Here is a 16,811-nt window from a genome sequence, read left to right as displayed (position 1 = left end):
ACAGGTACTGCGCAGCATTCAGCGTTTGCGCGGTCCCTGTGGGAGCGGGCTTGCCCGCGAAGGGCCGCAAGGCGGCCCCAATCATTTCAGCCCTGACGCTTGGCCAGGAAGGGCGGCAGATAAAGCCCCAGATACGCCTCGAACACCCGCTTGCCTTCCTCGGCCATACGCGGCGTGATCGCCTCATGCAACTGCACCGACCGCGCATACACCCGGTCGCTCAGCTCCATCGCCAGGGCGAACACATCCACATCCGTCGGCATTACCGGCAGGTGGAAGTGCTGATCGAACAGCTTTTGCATCAGGTCGCCCAGCTCCATGTCGTGCTGCCGGTCGGCCTGCACCACTTCACTGAGCCCATGCTGGGCCAGGATCAACTGCCGCGCCGCCGCATCCTCGTTGTAGATGTCGAGCATGCGCTGCTCGATCAACCGCGACAGCTCATGCCAGGTAGCGAAGGCACTGCTGTCGATCGGCGCACTCAAGGCCTCGCGAAATGCCCGGTGCACATCGGCGGTCAGCGCCTCCAGCAAGGCCGGGACGCTGGCGAAGAAGTGATACACCGAAGACGGCGGGATCTGCGCCCGCTCGGCCACGCTGTAAATCGACAGCGCTGCCACCCCTTGCCCAGCCAGCAACTCGCGCGCGGCCGCCAGGATCGCTTCGATCCTGGCCTGGCTGCTGGCGCGAGGCTTGCGAGGGGTAGCGGTGCGGTTCATCAGTTGCTGATCGCCAGGATGCTGGCCTGGTAGGCGCCGACGAACAGGTCGAAGTCACCGACTTCCTCTTGTTCCAGCTCGGACTGCTTGGCCAGTGACTCGCGAGCCAAAGTCTCGAAGGCCTGTTGCTGCTCGACCGACAGTGGCTGCTCGCGGAAGGTCTCGGCGTGCAGGCGGCTCTGGCGCAGGGAGAACTGCACGAAGGTTTCGTCATGCTCGGTCATGCGCGCCAATACCTGGGCCGATGGAGTCAGCGAGGCGTCATCGACCTTGGCCTGCTGGGTGGCCAAGGCCTTGGCGTGTTCATCGCCACCCTGGGCACGGTCGAGCAACTCGGCCAGCTGGCCGATACGGCCGATCAGCTCGCTGGCCCATTCGCGCAGGGCGACAGGCTGGCCGTTGCGCTGCAGTTCCAGGCCCGGGCGACGGCCTTCCTTGACCACGGTAAGGAAGTTGCTGGTGCACTGGCCGCACTCGCCGTTGTCCAGCTGCGGGCTCTCTTCGAGGGCGCAGAACAGCAGGAAGGCGTCGAGGAAGCGTGCTTCGGTCAGGTCGATGCCCACCGGCAGGAACGGGTTGATGTCCAGGCAGCGCACTTCGACGTATTGCACGCCGCGTGAGGTCAACGCCTGGATTGGCCGCTCGCCGGTATAGGTGACGCGTTTCGGGCGGATGTTCGAGTAGTACTCGTTCTCGATCTGCAGGATGTTGGTGTTCAGCTGTACCCATTCGCCATCCACATGCGTACCGACCTCGACATAAGGCGGGTAGGGCGTGCCCACCGCCTTGCGCAGGCTGTCGGTGTAGCTGGCGAGGTTGTTGTAGCAGGGCGTGAGGCCGGCCTGGGCGTTGCTCTGGTAGCCCAGGTCGCTCATGCGCAGGCTGGTGGCGTAGGGCAGGTACAGGGTTTCGGCGTCCAGCTCTTCGAGCTGGTGCGGGCGGCCGCGCAGGAAGCCTTTGTCCAAGGCTGGCGAGGCGCCGAACAGGTACATCAGCAGCCAGCTGTAGCGGCGGAAGTTGCGGATCAGCGCAATGTACGCCGAGGACTGGAAGTCGCGGTCGCTTTCCTCGCTGCCTTCGCTATCGCGCAGCAACGGCCACAGCGCTTCGGGCAGCGAGAAGTTGTAATGAATGCCGGCGATGCACTGCATGGTGCGGCCGTAACGCAGGGCCAGGCCCTTGCGGTAGACGTGCTTGAGCTTGCCGATGTTCGAGGTGCCGTACTCGGCGATCGGGATGTCCTCCTCGGCCGGCAGTGTGCAAGGCATCGACGGGCTCCACAGGTATTCGTCGCCAAGCTTGCTGTAGACGAAGCGGTGGGTCTGTTCGAGGCTTTCGAGCACCTTGGCCGGGTCGGCCAGGGCCGGAGTGATGAACTCCAGCAGCGACTCGGAATAGTCGGTGGTGATCTGCTCGTTGGTCAGCGCCGACCCCAGTGCCTCGGGGTGCGGGGTCTGGGCCAGGCGACCTTCGTCGGTCACGCGCAGGCATTCGCGCTCAATACCGTGCAGGCACTGCTTGAGCAGGGGAAGATTGGCGCCGAGCAGGCTCAGGCGGCGGTTGAGGAGGTCGCTCAAGATGTATTCCTTCACGCGTCAGTCGCCCCAATATGGGGGTAGCAAAGACGGTCTACAAGGGTAGGAAGAAAGGAACTGGCGTTGTCGCCTGGTTTACGCGGTTCCGGCAGTGCCAGCGCACTGCCGAAAAATACCGCAGATACCCCTTGGTGAGCTAGAGAACCGCGAAGGTTCCTTGCGCTTTCGCCACCAGTTTGTCGCCTTGAACTACGTCGGCGTCGACCACCAGGGTACGGCGCCCGGCGTGCAGCACACGGGCCGTGCACAGCACGTCACCGTCGCTGACGGCGCGCATGTAGTTGATCTTGCATTCGATGGTCACGCTCTGCTGGTCGAAACCGTGGCTGGCCGAACAGGCCAGGCCCATGGCGATATCGACCAGGCTGAAGATCGCCCCGCCGTGGAGTTTCTGGCCGCGGTTGCGCAGGTGCGGTTCGAGCGCCAGGGCCACCTCGGCAACGCCTGTATCCAGGCGTTGCACGCGGCAGCCAAGGAGCTGGCTGTAGGCGCTTTGCACCACTTCCTTGGGGATGTCCATCACTTCTTCTTCAGCTGCTTGGCGTTGGCGAACAGGGCGGCCATGGCGTTGTTGGCCGGGGCTGCAGTGGCGGTTTCACGCTGGCGCGGCGCCTGCTGCTGGCGATTGCCGCCATTGCCACGGTTGCCGCCACGGTTGCCGTCAACTTTCTCGCCCGGGGTGTCGCTCATGCGCATGGACAGGCCGACACGCTTGCGCGGGATGTCCACTTCCATGACCTTGACCTTGACCACGTCGCCGGCCTTGACCGCTTCACGCGGGTCCTTGACGAACTTCTCCGACAGCGCCGAGATGTGCACCAGACCGTCCTGGTGCACGCCGATGTCGACGAAGGCACCGAAGTTGGTGACGTTGGTCACCACGCCTTCGAGGATCATGCCCGGTTCCAGGTCCTTGAGATCTTCGACGCCATCCTGGAAGGTGGCGGTCTTGAACTCCGGGCGCGGGTCACGGCCGGGTTTGTCCAGTTCCTGGAGGATGTCGGTGACGGTCGGCAGGCCGAAGGTCTCGTCGGTGAACTTCTTCGGGTCCAGACGCTTGAGGAAGCCGCTGTCGCCGATCAGCGAGCGGATGTCGCGGTCGGTGCCGGCGGCGATGCGCTGCACCAGCGGGTAGGCCTCAGGGTGCACGGCGGAGGCGTCGAGCGGGTTGTCGCCGTTCATCACGCGCAGGAAGCCAGCAGCCTGTTCGAAGGTCTTCTCACCGAGGCGGCTGACCTTTTTCAGCGCTGCACGGGTAGCGAACGGGCCGTTGGCGTCGCGGTGGGCGACGATGTTCTGCGCCAGGGTCGCGTTCAGGCCCGAAATTCGGGTCAGCAGCGCCACCGAAGCAGTGTTCACGTCGACGCCGACGGCGTTAACGCAGTCTTCGACCACGGCGTCCAGGCCACGGGCCAACTTGATTTGCGAAACGTCGTGCTGGTACTGGCCGACACCGATGGATTTCGGGTCGATCTTCACCAGTTCGGCCAGCGGGTCCTGCAGGCGGCGGGCGATCGACACGGCGCCACGGATCGACACGTCCAGGTCCGGGAATTCGCGGGCGGCCAGTTCAGACGCCGAGTACACCGAAGCGCCTGCCTCGGAGACCATGATCTTGGTGATCTTCAGTGCCGGGTACTTCTTGACCAGCTCGGCCACCAGCTTGTCGCTCTCGCGGCTGGCGGTGCCGTTGCCGATGGCGATCAGCTCCACCGAGTGCTTGGCGCACAGGGCGGCCATGATGGAAATGGTGCGATCCCAGTCGTTCTTCGGCGCGTGCGGGTAGACCGTGGTGTGGTCCAGCAGCTTGCCGGTGGCATCGACCACGGCGATCTTGCAGCCGGTGCGCAGGCCCGGGTCGAAGCCCAGGGTGGCGCGCGGGCCGGCCGGGGCGGCCAGCAGCAAGTCGTGCAGGTTGTGGGCGAAGACGTTGATCGCCTCGCCTTCGGCGTTGTCGCGCAGTTCGCCGAACAGGTCGGTTTCCAGGTGGGTGTAGAGCTTGACCTTCCAGGTCCAGCGCACCACCTCGCCCAACCATTTGTCGGCCGGGCGGCTGCGGTTCTCGATGCCGACGTGGTTGCCGATCATCAGTTCGCACGGGTGCAGGGTGCCAGGCAGCTCTTCGCCGACCTTGAGCGAGGCGCTCAATACGCCTTCGTTGCGCCCGCGGAAGATCGCCAGGGCACGGTGCGACGGGGCAGTGCGCAGCAGTTCGTCATGGGCGAAGTAGTCGCGGAACTTGGCGCCTTCTTCTTCCTTGCCGGCCACCACGCGGGCGCTGAGCACCGCTTCCTGCTTGAGGAAGTTGCGCAGCTTGTCGAGCAGGGCGGCGTCTTCGGCGAAGCGCTCCATGAGGATGTACTTGGCGCCTTCCAGCGCGGCCTTGACGTCGGCCACGCCTTTTTCGGCATCGACGAAGCGCGCGGCTTCGCTTTCCGGGGCCAGGTTCGGGTCGTTGAACAGGCCGTCGGCCAGCTCACCGAGGCCGGCTTCCAGGGCGATCTGGCCCTTGGTGCGGCGCTTCTGCTTGTACGGCAGGTAAAGGTCTTCGAGGCGGGTCTTGGTGTCGGCCAGCTTGATTTCGCGGGCCAGCTCCGGAGTCAGCTTGCCCTGTTCCTCGATGCTGGACAGGATGCTGGCGCGGCGCTCGTCGAGTTCGCGCAGGTAGCGCAGGCGCTCTTCCAGGTGGCGCAGCTGAGTGTCGTCGAGGCTACCGGTCACTTCCTTGCGGTAACGGGCGATGAAGGGCACGGTCGAGCCTTCGTCCAACAGGCCCACGGCCGCCTCGACCTGCTGGGGGCGTACGCCCAGTTCCTCGGCGATACGGCTGTTGATGCTGTCCATGTAAACCACCTGACATTTGTGAATACGGGGGTCGCCGGTGGGCCTTGGGCCCGGTGGCGCTGGATGAAAGCCGCGCATTATACCCATCGCAAACGGCTTGCGGTGATGGCGCCCGGCCAGTCGGAACTGGCGCCCGGGGAAAAATCTGCTAACAATGCTCACGCAACGTGCAGCAATGGCTACGCCATAATGCGCGGCGATATCAGAGGAGTTATTCATGACCGGCACCGCAAACACCGCTGAAGGTGACAAGATTCTCATCGTCGACGACGATCCGGGGCTCAGCAGCCTGCTGGAACGTTTCTTCACCAGCAAGGGCTACCGCGCCCGTGCGGTGCCCAACACCGAACAGATGGACCGCCTGCTGGCGCGCGAAGTGTTCAACCTGGTGGTGCTCGATTTGATGCTGCCAGGCGAAGACGGCCTGTCCGCCTGCAAGCGCCTGCGCCAGTCGAACAACCAGATCCCGATCATCATGCTCACCGCCAAGGGTGACGAGCTCAGCCGCATCAAGGGCCTTGAGCTGGGCGCTGACGACTACCTGGGCAAGCCGTTCAACCCGGACGAGCTGATGGCGCGGGTCAAGGCCGTGCTGCGCCGCCAGGCGCCGAGCGTGCCGGGTGCCCCGGGCAGCGAGGACGAGTCGGTCACCTTCGGCGACTACGAGCTGTCGCTGGCTACCCGCGAACTCAAGCGTGGCGACGAAGTGCACATGCTCACCACCGGCGAGTTCGCCGTGCTCAAGGCACTGGTGATGCATGCCCGCGAGCCGCTGACCCGCGACAAGCTGATGAACCTGGCCCGTGGCCGCGAGTGGGATGCGCTTGAGCGTTCCATCGACGTACAGATCTCGCGTCTGCGCCGCATGATTGAACCGGACCCGTCCAAGCCACGCTACATCCAGACGGTCTGGGGCGTTGGCTACGTGTTCGTACCAGACGGAAACGCTGGCAAATGATGCCTCGTCGTCGATGAAAACGCCGCTCTGGTTCCCGCAAAGCTTCTTTGCCCGCACCCTGTGGCTGGTGCTGATCGTTGTCCTGTTCTCCAAGGCACTGACGCTGGTCTACCTGTTGATGAACGAGGACGTGCTGGTCGATCGGCAGTACAGCCACGGTGTGGCGCTGACCCTGCGCGCCTATTGGGCGGCGGATGAAGAAAACCGCGACAAGATCGCCGAGGCTGCAGGGCTGATCCGGGTTACCGGTTCCGGCGTGCCGGAGGGTGAGCAGCACTGGCCTTACAGCGAGATCTACCAGCGGCAGATGCAGGCCGAGCTGGGCGAAGACACCGAGGTACGCCTGCGCATCCATGCGCCGCCAGCGCTGTGGGTGAACGCACCGAGCCTGGGCCCGGGCTGGCTCAAGGTGCCGTTGTACCCACACCCGTTGCGTGGGCAGAAAATCTGGAACGTGCTGGGCTGGTTCCTGGCCATCGGTCTGCTGTCCACCGCCTCGGCTTGGATCTTCGTGCGCCAGCTAAACCAGCCGTTGAAGCGCCTGGTATTCGCCGCCCGGCAGGTAGGCCAGGGGCGCAGTGTGCGCCTGCCAATCAGCGACACGCCCAGCGAGATGACCGAGGTTTATCGCGCCTTCAACCAGATGGCCGAAGATGTCGAACAGGCCGGTCGTGAGCGGGAGCTGATGCTGGCAGGGGTTTCCCATGACCTGCGTACACCGCTGACACGCCTTCGGCTGTCGCTGTCGCTATTGAACAGCGACAACGAACTGAGTGACGACATGGTCCGCGACATCGAGGACATGGACGCGATTCTCGACCAGTTCCTCGCCTTTATTCGCGATGGGCGGGACGAGCCGGTCGAAGAGGTCGACCTGGCCGACCTGGTGCGCGAAGTGGTGGCGCCCTATAACCAACCGGAAGAACGAGTGCGCCTGTGCCTGGAGCCGATTCCGCCGTTCCCGCTGCGCAGGGTTTCGCTCAAGCGCATGCTCGGCAACCTGATCGGCAATGCCCTGCATCACGCAGGCAAGGGCGTCGAGGTGGCGGCTTATGTGTCTGGGGACGAGAGCGCGCCGTATGTGGTGCTAAGCGTGCTGGACCGCGGGACCGGGATCGACGAATCGGAGCTGGAAACCATCTTCAATCCGTTCATTCGCGGGGACCGTGCCCGTGGGGGCAAGGGGACCGGGTTGGGCTTGGCGATCGTCAAGCGGATTGCGGCGCAGCATGGCGGCAATGTCGAGTTGCGCAACCGGTCCGGTGGCGGTATCGAGGCGCGAGTGCGCTTGCCGTTGGGATTGCTGCTGCCGCGTAATGCGGTGTGAGGTGCACCGGCCTCTTCGCGGCTAAAGCCGCTCCCACAGAGGCCGGTGCAGGCTTGAATCAGCCTTTGCCTTTGGTGCGGGTCTGATTCGGTCCGCCATTCTTCTCCAGGTGCTCGATGATCATCGCGGCCACGTTCTTGCCGGTGGTCGTTTCGATGCCTTCCAGCCCAGGCGACGAGTTCACTTCCATCACCAATGGCCCGTGGTTCGAGCGCAGGATATCCACGCCCGCCACGCTCAGCCCCATCACCTTGGCGGCACGAATGGCCGTCATGCGCTCTTCGGGGGTGATCTTGATCAGGCTGGCCACCCCGCCGCGGTGCAGGTTGGAGCGGAACTCCCCGGGCTTGGCCTGGCGCTTCATCGAGGCAATCACCTTGTCGCCCACCACGAAGCAGCGGATATCCGCACCCCCTGCCTCCTTGATGTACTCCTGAACCATGATGTTCTGCTTCAGCCCCATGAACGCCTCGATCACCGACTCGGCGGCCTTGGTGGTTTCGCACAGCACAACGCCGATGCCTTGGGTGCCTTCCAGCACCTTGATCACCAGCGGCGCGCCATTGACCATCTGGATCAGGTCGGGGATGTCGTCCGGCGAATGGGCGAAACCGGTAATCGGCAGGCCGATACCGCGACGCGACAGCAGTTGCAGTGAGCGCAGCTTGTCACGTGAGCGAGCGATCGCCACCGACTCGTTGAGCGGGTACACGCCCATCATTTCGAACTGGCGCAGCACCGCGCAGCCGTAGAAGGTCACTGAGGCACCGATGCGCGGGATCACCGCATCGAAGCCCTCCAGCGGCTTGCCGCGGTAGTGGATCTGCGGCTTGTGGCTGGCGATGTTCATGTAGGCCCGCAGGGTGTCGATCACCACCATTTCATGGCCCCGCTGGGTACCAGCTTCGACCAGACGGCGGGTGGAATACAGACGCGGATTGCGCGACAGCACAGCGATCTTCATGCAGCACCTGTGACAGGGGAGAGGGTGGCCGGATAGGCCGGTTTGTCTTGTACGTATTTCAGGCCGGGGTTGACCACCAGCTGGCCGTGTATCAGCGCCTTGGAGCCCAACAGCAGGCGATAGCGCATGTTCTTGCGACAGGCCAGGGTGAACTCGACTTGCCAGACTGCATCGCCCAAGGCCAGCGTGGTGCGGATCACGTAACGGGTCTGCGCCTGGCCGTTGGAGCTCTTGATGGTCTTCATGGTCACCAGCGGCGCTTCACAGCGGCGGTGGCGCAGTTGCACCACCGAGCCGAGGTGGGCGGTGAAGCGTACCCAGGTTTGGCCGTCACGCTCGAACGGCTCGACTTCGGTGGCATGCAGGCTGGAGGTGCTGGCGCCGGTGTCGATCTTGGCGCGCAGGCCCGCCACGCCGAGGTCGGGCAGGGCGACCCACTCACGCAGGCCGATCACTGTCAGATGGTCAAATTTCTTCACGAAGCACACCCTGCGGATAAGGTGGTGAACTGTAAGCACGGCGGGGACTTTTTGCATCCGTCAGTTACGGTAGTACAGTTCGATGAAAGACAGAATTCGAGGAAACGAGATGGCACAAAAAGCCGAGGACGACGACAAGGTCCGCCTAGACAAATGGCTGTGGGCGGCGCGGTTCTACAAGACCCGCGCACTGGCCAAGGCGGCGATCGAGAGCGGCAAGGTGCATTGCCGGGGTGAGCGCTGCAAGCCGGGCAAGGAACCGCGGGTGGGCGATGAGTTCGTGTTGCGCACCGGGTTCGACGAGCGCACGGTGGTGGTCAAGGCACTGTCGATCGTGCGGCGTGGGGCGCCGGAAGCGCAGACGCTGTATGAAGAGACGGAGGAAAGTGTGCGCCGCCGCGAGCAGGCGGCCGAGATGCGCAAGGCGGGGGCCATGGGGGTGACCACCGATGGCCGGCCGAACAAGAAGCAGCGGCGGCAGATTCACCAGCTGCATGGGGGCTTTGAATAGCCGGGGCCGCTGTGCGGCCCTTTCGCGACACAAGGCCGCTCCTACAGGTGCGCGCAAACCCCTGTAGGAGCGGCCTTGTGTCGCGAAAGGGCTGCAAAGCAGCCCCAGCGATCTAGCGGATTACCGCCAGTCGCCCGACCAACGGTAACTTCTTGGCAATGGCAAACAGCGGTGCCGTCCAGCGCAGCAGCAAGGCACTGCCCTTGGCCGCCAACGGGGTATGGCAACTCCAGCCCAACGCCAGCACTGCCATCAGCAAGCCGCCGATATAATCGTCCTGCCCCCAGTGCGCTCCGGCCACCAGCCGCGGCATCATGAACAGGAACGCCAGGCCCCAGATCACCAGGTGCTGCACCAGGCGGCGGCTGAACAGGCTCATGAACAAGGCCCAGATCAGCAGCACCGAGGCGTGATCGCCCGGGAAACTGTTGCTGGAGCGGTCCTTCAGCTCCCAGGCTTTTTCCAGGTTCGGGTAGTAGCTGCTGAGGTGCACCACGTGGTCGAACACCATCGATGGACTGTCATGTTGCCAACCCATTGCATCCACCCACTTGGAAAACAGCGCGCGAATCACCACTAATAGGAGCAGCGTGACCAGAAAGCCAAAGAAGGCTTCACGAACCTGGCTGGCCTTGAACACCCAATTGCCACGGATCAGCACGGCCAGAAGGGTCAGGCCGACGACGATGTCGAAGGGGCGCAGGCTGCCGACGGTCCAGATGTAGCGCCAGGCCGTGTGGTCGGCCAGTGGCGTGTTGAGGCTATGGAATAGCCACTCGTCGAAAGTCAGGCACAGGATCTGGCCAATAGGCCATAACCAGAAACACAGTAGAGCGATGGGAAGCAGCGTACAGGCTGCCAATGGCCCCAAGGACCACCTTGCTTGGAACAGTGGTCGATTGTCCATAGAATACCTCTATTGCAAACAGGAATCAGAGCGCCTCGTGAGCGCTCTACCACGGGATCTCGCAGTGGTTCGACATCCCGTGTAACCATTTTGTCATCATTTTTAGATAGCCAAAACCTATGAGCGATTTGCCTGATACCGATTTCACCCAACGTTTCATCTTCGACGAGCGCGATGTGCGCGGCGAGTGGGTGTCTCTCGATGACAGCTACGCGGCGGTGCTGGCGCGTCATGAGTACCCGCAGCCGGTGCAGGCACTCCTTGGCGAACTGATGGCCGCCACCGCCTTGCTGGTGGGCGCGCTGAAGTTCGACGGCCTGCTGATTCTGCAGGCGCGGTCCGAAGGGCCGATCCCGCTGCTGATGGTCGAATGCTCGGGCGAGCGCGACATCCGCGGAATGGCTCGCTATGAAGCGGAGCAGATCCCGGCCGATGCCACCCTGGAGCAGTTGATGCCAGGTGGCCACCTGACCCTGACCATCGACCCGGTCAAAGGCCAGCGTTACCAGGGCACCGTTGACCTCGACGGTGCCAACCTGTCGGAGTGCTTCACTAATTACTTCGTGCAGTCGCAGCAGCTCAACACCCGTTTCTGGCTCAACGCCGAAGGCGGCAAGGCCCGTGGCCTGTTGCTGCAGCAACTGCCGCGCGATCGCCAGCCGGACGATGAAGAGCGCGAAGACAGCTGGCAGCACGTGATTGCTCTGGCCAAGACGCTCAAGCCCGAAGAGTGGTCGGAAGACAACGAAACCCTGCTGCACCGCCTCTACCACGAAGACGCCGTGCGCCTGTTCGACATCCAGCCGCTGCGCTTCAAGTGCAGCTGCTCGCGCGAACGTTCCGGCAATGCGTTGGTCAGTTTGGGCGAGCACGATGCCAAGGCGCTGGTCGAGGAGTGCGGTGGTACGGTGGAGATCGATTGCCAGTTCTGTAACCAGCGCTATTTCTTCGATGCCAGTGATGTTGCACAACTGTTTGCCGGTGGCGGCACGGAAGCGGCGTCAGAAACTCGCCACTGAAACGTTTAATTTCAGGGGAATCTCCTGTCGAATTGCGCAAAAGAGCAGTTCTGACAGGAGGGGCCTACTTTTTTTGGGCGTTTCTGGCATAATCCGGCCACTTTTTTCGCTGTAGTAGTTTTTTCGAGACAACTACAAAACGTTTGGAGCACTCGGCCTCGGGCCGGATGGGGTATCTCATGACGCAAGCCAACAACACCGTGTACACCGACCTGAGCGTCGATGAGCTGGTTAAAGAAGCGCTGTCCCGCGGTGAAGGCGTGCTGGCCGATACTGGCGCACTGGTAGTCGAAACTGGCCACCGTACTGGCCGCTCGCCGGCTGACCGTTTCATCGTCGAAGAACCTTCCACCCAGGACCAGATTGGCTGGGGCCCGATCAACCGCAAGTTCCCGGCCGACAAGTTCGATGCCCTGTGGGACCGCGTCGAGGCGTTCAACAACGCCCAGGATCACTTCGTTTCCTACGTTCACGTAGGGTCCGCTGCCGAGCACTACCTGCCGGTGAAGATGACCACCCAGACTGCCTGGCAGAACCTGTTCGGCCGTTGCCTGTTCATCAACCCGGAGCAGTACAACCCAGCTGGCCGCGATCAGTGGCAGGTTCTGAACGTCGCCAACTTCGAGTGCGTGCCAGAGCGTGACGGCACCAACTCCGATGGCTGCGTCATCATCAACTTCGCCCAGAAGAAGGTGTTGATCGCTGGCATGCGTTACGCCGGCGAAATGAAGAAAGCCATGTTCTCGGTGCAGAACTTCCTGCTGCCGGCTGCCGACGTACTGCCGATGCACTGCGCCGCCAACATCGGCGAAGCCGGCGACGTAACCCTGTTCTTCGGCCTGTCCGGCACTGGCAAGACCACCCTGTCGGCCGATGAAAGCCGTTACCTGATCGGTGACGACGAGCACGGTTGGGGTGAAGGCGTTGTCTTCAACATCGAAGGCGGCTGCTATGCCAAGTGCATCGACTTGTCCGAGAAGAACGAGCCGGTCATCTGGAAAGCCATCAAACATGGCGCAGTGCTGGAAAACGTTGTCATCAACGATGCCAAGCACGCTGACTACACCGATGTCAGCCTGACCCAGAACAGCCGTGCCGCCTACCCGCTGGAGCACGTCGCCAAGGTTTCCGAGAAGAACCTGGGCGGTGAGCCGAACGCAGTCATCTTCCTGACCTGCGACCTGACTGGCGTTCTGCCGCCGGTTTCGATCCTGAACAACGAACAGGCGGCCTACCACTTCCTGTCCGGCTACACCGCGCTGGTTGGTTCCACCGAGATGGGTTCGGGCGGCGGCATCAAGTCGACCTTCTCCACCTGCTTCGGCGCACCGTTCTTCCCGCGTCCGGCTGGCGTCTACGCCGAGCTGCTGATCAAACGCATCAAGGCCTTCGGTTCCAAGGTCTACCTGGTCAACACCGGCTGGACCGGTGGTGGCTACGGCGTTGGCAAGCGCTTCAGCATCCCGACCACCCGTGGCGTGATCGCTGCCATCCAGAGCGGTGCTCTGGTCGGCGCCGAAACCGAGCACCTGGACATCATCAACCTGGACGTGCCGAAGGCCGTTCCGGGCGTTGACACCGAGCTGCTCAACCCACGCGCCACCTGGGCTGACAAGGCTGCCTACGACGAGGCCGCCCAAGGCCTGGCCAAGCTGTTCATCGAAAACTTCAAGAAGTTCGAAGTTTCCGACGCCATCAAGGCTGCTGGCCCACAGCTGTAAGCTGAGCCCAGCCGTAACGAGAAAGCCGCCCCCTTGGGCGGCTTTTTTGTTATCTGTTGCCTGTGCCGGCCTCTTCGCGGGCAAGCCCGCTCCCACAGGAAAGCGTTGGTTTCGAACCTTGCGGGGTACCTGTGGGAGCGGGCTTGCCCGCGAAGAGGCCCTTACAGGCACCCAAGATCTGGAATTTCTGTTTCACTGTCTGCATCCACTGCCAAGACACGGGCCTACCAGATGACCGAATCCCCCAGCCGCACGGCCTTCTCCCACTTCCACCCAATCCTCACCCGCCCCCAGGACAACGACGTCAACGGCCACATCGCCGGTGCCACCGTACATGGCTTCTTCGAAACCGCCATCCAGGCCTTCCTCGCCGAACAGGCCGACCTGGACCTGCGTGATGGTGAACTGGCAGCGTTCGTGGTGAGTTCGGCGGCAGACTTCTTCGCCTTGCCGGGCTTCCCGGATGTGCTGGAGGTGGGGCTGGGGGTGACACGGCTGGCAGGCAGTACCGTGGAGTACCGGCTGGCGCTTTACCGCCCGGGGGAAACCGATGCGTGCGCGGCGGGGACGGTGGTGCAGGTATTCATTGAGCGCGCCAGCAGCAGGCCGGTACCTTTGCCCGAGGCGTTGCGGGTGATCCTGGCTGGGCTACAGCTGAATCCGCAGGCATGAAAAAGCCCTGCCGGTGAGGGCAGGGCTCTTTTTGCCCGCAGGCCAGGCCTCAGGTATCAGTCACGCCAGTGACGGTGCTTGCGGTGGCCATAGTGGCGGCCACGGTCATAGTGGCGACGGTCGTCGTAGTCACGACGGTAGCGACGGTCGTCATGGCGTTCGTCTTCATCGGCTTTGTTGCCCATGTAGTTACCCAGCGCGCCACCAGCGCCGCCGCCTGCGGCCGCACCGATGTAGCTACCGGTGGTGCCGCCCATCGAGCGACCTACCACGTTACCGCCCGCAGCGCCCAGGGCACCGCCGATGGCTGCTTCACCACGCTGGTGCTTGTTGGCGCCTACGGCACTGCCTGCGGCGCCACCCAGGCCGGCGCCAATCGCGCCACCGGTGCTACCGCCAATGGACTGGCCCACGACAGAGCCCAGTACCCCACCTAATGCGCCGCCAATGCCGGCCTCGGTGGTGCCGCCTGCCATGGCAACGCCGCTGAGCAAGCTGAAAGACAACAACAGAATCGAGGAGTACTTCTTCATCGAGAAAGCCTCATAGGGATGACGAGGCGAATTTGCAGCGAAGGCGGGCGGCTGGCAACGAAAATCCGACGAGTAACACGAGTTGTACACAATTCTCTAAGTTGCTGTATTTGCTATGAAACTTTATCGTTTTTCGCTTGTCTGAGCTTATTGTGACAAAGCCCTGGACCTCGCGGTTCAGGGCTTTTTTCGTATTTGCCGATGCGTTTCTACTTACAGGATTCGGCCGTCGTCCCGGGCGCGTTCCAGCTTGATGGCAACGAACTTGGACGTCGGCGTATGGCTGCCGTCGCCGATGCTTTCCAGCGGGATCAGCGGGTTCACTTCCGGATAGTACGCCGCCGCCTGCCCGGCAGGGATGTCGAAGGCCAGCAATGTGAAGCCCTGCACACGGCGCACGTGTTCATCACCCCACAACGAGACGATGTCGACCTTCTGCCCAGGCTGGAAGCCCAGGCGGATGATGTCGGCCTCGTTGGCGAACAGCACGTCACGTTGGCCGCGCACGCCGCGGTAGCGGTCGTCCAGGCCATAGATGGTGGTGTTGTACTGATCGTGGGAGCGCATCGATTGCATGATCAGGTCTGGCAACTGGCCGCTGGCCCGAACGCGTTCGTCGATCAGGGTGTCGGGCAGCAGGTTGGCCTTGAAGTTGGCGCGGCCCGTGGTGGTCTTCCACTGACGGCTGCCAGCGCTGTTGCCCAGGTAGAAACCGCCGGGGTGGGCCAGGCGCTGGTTGAAGTCGGCAAAGCCGGCAATGGTGTCGCCGATCAGGTTGCGGATGCGTGCGTAATCGGCCACCAGCCAGTGCCAGTCCACTGGGTGCTTGCCCAGGGTGGCAGCCGCGATACCGGCGACCACGGCAGGCTCCGAGCGCATCTGGGACGACAGCGGCTTGAGCTGGCCATTGGAGGCATGGACCATGCTGAACGAGTCTTCCACGGTGACGGCCTGCGGCCCGTCGGCCTGCAGGTCGATGTCGGTGCGGCCCAGGCATGGCAGGATCAACGCTTGCTTGCCGTGGATCAGATGGCTGCGGTTGAGCTTGGTGCTGATGTGCACGGTGAGCTCGCAGTTGCGCAGGGCCTGCGCGGTGCGTTCGGTGTCCGGGGTGGCCTGGGCGAAGTTGCCGCCAAGGCCGATGAACACTTTCGAACGGCCATCGAGCATGGCGTGGATCGCCTCGACGGTGTTGTGGCCGTTGTGCCGTGGCACCCGGAAGTTGAAGCGCTTTTCGATGGCATCGAGCAGGGCCACCGGTGGGCGCTCGTTGATGCCCATGGTGCGGTCGCCCTGCACGTTGCTATGGCCACGCACCGGGCACAGGCCGGCGCCCGGCACGCCAATGTTGCCGCGCAGCATCTGCAGGTTGACGATTTCCTGGATCGTCGGCACCGAGTGGCGGTGCTGAGTGATACCCATCGCCCAGCACATGATCACCCGCTTGCCACGGCAATACATGCGCGCAGCCAGCTCGATGTCGGCCAGCGTCAGGCCGGATTGCGCCTGGATGTGCTCCCAGGAGGTGGCGTCCACCGCTGCCAGGTATTCCTCCACGCCATGGCCGTGCTCGGCGATGAACACATGGTCGAAGACTGCCGGCTCGCCGTTGGCCTGGGCTTCGCGTTCCCACTGCACGACGAACTTGGCCATGCCACGCAGCAGGGCCATGTCGCCGCCCAGCGCGGGCCGGAAGAAGGCGGTGTTGGTCGGGCGGTCGCTGTTGGTCAGCATCTCCAGCGGGTTCTGCGGGTGCTGGAAGCGTTCCAGGCCACGCTCCTTGAGCGGGTTGACGCAGACCACTTGGGCGCCACGCTTCACCGCATCGCGCAACGGGTCGAGCATGCGTGGGTGGTTGGTGCCCGGGTTCTGGCCCCAGACGAAGATCGCATCGGCGTGCTCGAAGTCGTCATAGGTGACCGTGCCCTTGCCGACCCCGACGCTCTGACCCAGGGCCACGCCGCTGGCTTCGTGGCACATGTTCGAGCAGTCGGGGAAGTTGTTGGTGCCGTAGGCGCGCACGAACAGCTGATACAGGTAGGCCGCTTCGTTGCTGGCCCGGCCAGAGGTGTAGAACTCCGCCTGGTCGGGCGTGGCCAGCTTGTTCAGTTCACGGGCGATCAGAGCGTAGGCGGCATCCCAGGCGATCGGCTGGTAGCGATCGCTCTGTGGGTCGTAGACCATCGGCTCGGTCAGGCGGCCCTGGTACTCGAGCCAGTAGTCACTCTGCTGCAGCAGAGCGCTGACGCTGTAGCGGGCGAAGAACGCTGCATCGACGCGGCGTTTGGTGGCCTCCCAGTTGACCGCCTTGGCACCGTTCTCGCAGAACTTGACCATGCCGCTTTCGGGCGAATCGCCCCAGGCGCAGCCGGGGCAGTCGAAGCCGCCGTTCTGGTTGGTCTTGAGCAGGGCGCGGATGTTCTTCAGCGCGTTGTCGCTGCCGACCCAGGCCTTGGCCACGCTGCGCAGCGCGCCCCAACCACCGGCGGGGCCGTGGTAGGGCTGGTAGCGAGGGGTGGAGGCAGGGGCGTTGTCCGGGAGTTGCTGGTACGAGGTCACGAC

The 16,811-nt window shown here is 63.4% G+C and carries 15 protein-coding genes; 6 read left to right on the top strand and 9 right to left on the bottom strand.

The window, feature by feature from the left end; translation table 11 throughout:
- Positions 1-86 precede the first annotated feature (86 nt).
- The 4 genes from N430_RS15500 to N430_RS15485 all read right to left on the bottom strand — a co-directional run bounded on the left by N430_RS15500 (position 87) and on the right by N430_RS15485 (position 5,158).
- On the bottom strand, positions 87-719 hold the full coding sequence (locus N430_RS15500) for a TetR/AcrR family transcriptional regulator (protein WP_110637861.1): 633 nt from the start codon (positions 717-719) through the stop codon (positions 87-89).
- Positions 719-2,296 (bottom strand): glutamate--cysteine ligase, encoded by a 1,578-nt coding sequence (gshA, locus tag N430_RS15495; protein ID WP_165837360.1) that lies wholly within the window; start codon positions 2,294-2,296, stop codon positions 719-721. Before gshA ends, N430_RS15500 begins: the two co-directional genes overlap by 1 nt.
- 154 nt (positions 2,297-2,450) lie before the next feature.
- The gene (locus N430_RS15490) at positions 2,451-2,834 is read right to left on the bottom strand and encodes a PaaI family thioesterase (protein WP_110637859.1); all 384 of its coding nucleotides are present in this window, start codon (positions 2,832-2,834) and stop codon (positions 2,451-2,453) included.
- Positions 2,834-5,158 (bottom strand): Tex family protein, encoded by a 2,325-nt coding sequence (locus N430_RS15485; protein WP_110637858.1) that lies wholly within the window; start codon positions 5,156-5,158, stop codon positions 2,834-2,836. The genes N430_RS15490 and N430_RS15485 overlap by 1 nt, the downstream gene beginning before the upstream one ends.
- A gap of 217 nt (positions 5,159-5,375) precedes the next feature.
- Here N430_RS15485 and ompR point away from each other — a divergent pair, with 217 nt between their 5' ends.
- Positions 5,376-6,116, top strand: coding sequence for a two-component system response regulator OmpR (ompR, locus tag N430_RS15480; protein ID WP_085273867.1), 741 nt, complete (start codon positions 5,376-5,378; stop codon positions 6,114-6,116).
- Positions 6,117-6,129: 13 nt separating this feature from the next.
- The gene (locus tag N430_RS15475; protein ID WP_103448591.1) at positions 6,130-7,443 is read left to right on the top strand and encodes an ATP-binding protein; all 1,314 of its coding nucleotides are present in this window, start codon (positions 6,130-6,132) and stop codon (positions 7,441-7,443) included.
- Between the two features lie 58 nt (positions 7,444-7,501).
- On the opposite strand, the gene rimK is transcribed toward N430_RS15475, so the two are convergent.
- Positions 7,502-8,407, bottom strand: a complete 906-nt coding sequence (gene rimK, locus N430_RS15470) for a 30S ribosomal protein S6--L-glutamate ligase (RefSeq protein WP_103448592.1) — start codon at positions 8,405-8,407, stop codon at positions 7,502-7,504.
- Complete coding sequence (locus N430_RS15465) at positions 8,404-8,886, bottom strand: ATP-dependent zinc protease (protein ID WP_110637857.1); 483 nt, start codon at positions 8,884-8,886, stop codon at positions 8,404-8,406. Before N430_RS15465 ends, rimK begins: the two co-directional genes overlap by 4 nt.
- A 109-nt stretch (positions 8,887-8,995) precedes the next feature.
- Between N430_RS15465 and N430_RS15460 the strand changes: the two genes are divergently transcribed.
- Positions 8,996-9,397, top strand: coding sequence for an RNA-binding S4 domain-containing protein (locus tag N430_RS15460; RefSeq protein WP_110637856.1), 402 nt, complete (start codon positions 8,996-8,998; stop codon positions 9,395-9,397).
- 112 nt (positions 9,398-9,509) lie between these two features.
- Here N430_RS15460 and N430_RS15455 read toward each other — a convergent pair whose 3' ends face one another.
- On the bottom strand, positions 9,510-10,304 hold the full coding sequence (locus N430_RS15455) for a phosphatase PAP2 family protein (protein WP_110637855.1): 795 nt from the start codon (positions 10,302-10,304) through the stop codon (positions 9,510-9,512).
- 119 nt (positions 10,305-10,423) lie between these two features.
- On the opposite strand from N430_RS15455, the gene hslO reads away from it, so the two are divergent.
- The 3 genes from hslO to N430_RS15435 all read left to right on the top strand — a co-directional run bounded on the left by hslO (position 10,424) and on the right by N430_RS15435 (position 13,716).
- Positions 10,424-11,323, top strand: a complete 900-nt coding sequence (gene hslO, locus N430_RS15450; RefSeq protein ID WP_085678662.1) for an Hsp33 family molecular chaperone HslO — start codon at positions 10,424-10,426, stop codon at positions 11,321-11,323.
- A gap of 179 nt (positions 11,324-11,502) precedes the next feature.
- On the top strand, positions 11,503-13,044 hold the full coding sequence (locus N430_RS15445; protein WP_110637854.1) for a phosphoenolpyruvate carboxykinase: 1,542 nt from the start codon (positions 11,503-11,505) through the stop codon (positions 13,042-13,044).
- Between the two features lie 231 nt (positions 13,045-13,275).
- On the top strand, positions 13,276-13,716 hold the full coding sequence (locus tag N430_RS15435; RefSeq protein WP_110637853.1) for a thioesterase family protein: 441 nt from the start codon (positions 13,276-13,278) through the stop codon (positions 13,714-13,716).
- Between the two features lie 56 nt (positions 13,717-13,772).
- Here N430_RS15435 and N430_RS15430 read toward each other — a convergent pair whose 3' ends face one another.
- Together N430_RS15430 and N430_RS15425 are read right to left on the bottom strand one after the other, a co-directional pair.
- Positions 13,773-14,249, bottom strand: coding sequence for a glycine zipper domain-containing protein (locus tag N430_RS15430; RefSeq protein WP_110637852.1), 477 nt, complete (start codon positions 14,247-14,249; stop codon positions 13,773-13,775).
- A gap of 213 nt (positions 14,250-14,462) precedes the next feature.
- A complete protein-coding gene (locus N430_RS15425) occupies positions 14,463-16,808 on the bottom strand; it encodes an FdhF/YdeP family oxidoreductase (RefSeq protein ID WP_110637851.1) in 2,346 nt (781 codons plus the stop codon).
- Positions 16,809-16,811 lie beyond the last annotated feature (3 nt).

The organism is Pseudomonas sp. CC120222-01a, from assembly GCF_003097235.1.
GTDB lineage: Bacteria > Pseudomonadota > Gammaproteobacteria > Pseudomonadales > Pseudomonadaceae > Aquipseudomonas.
The sequence above is the reverse complement of the archived record's forward strand: the minus strand, read 5'-3'. Positions and strand labels throughout refer to the sequence as shown.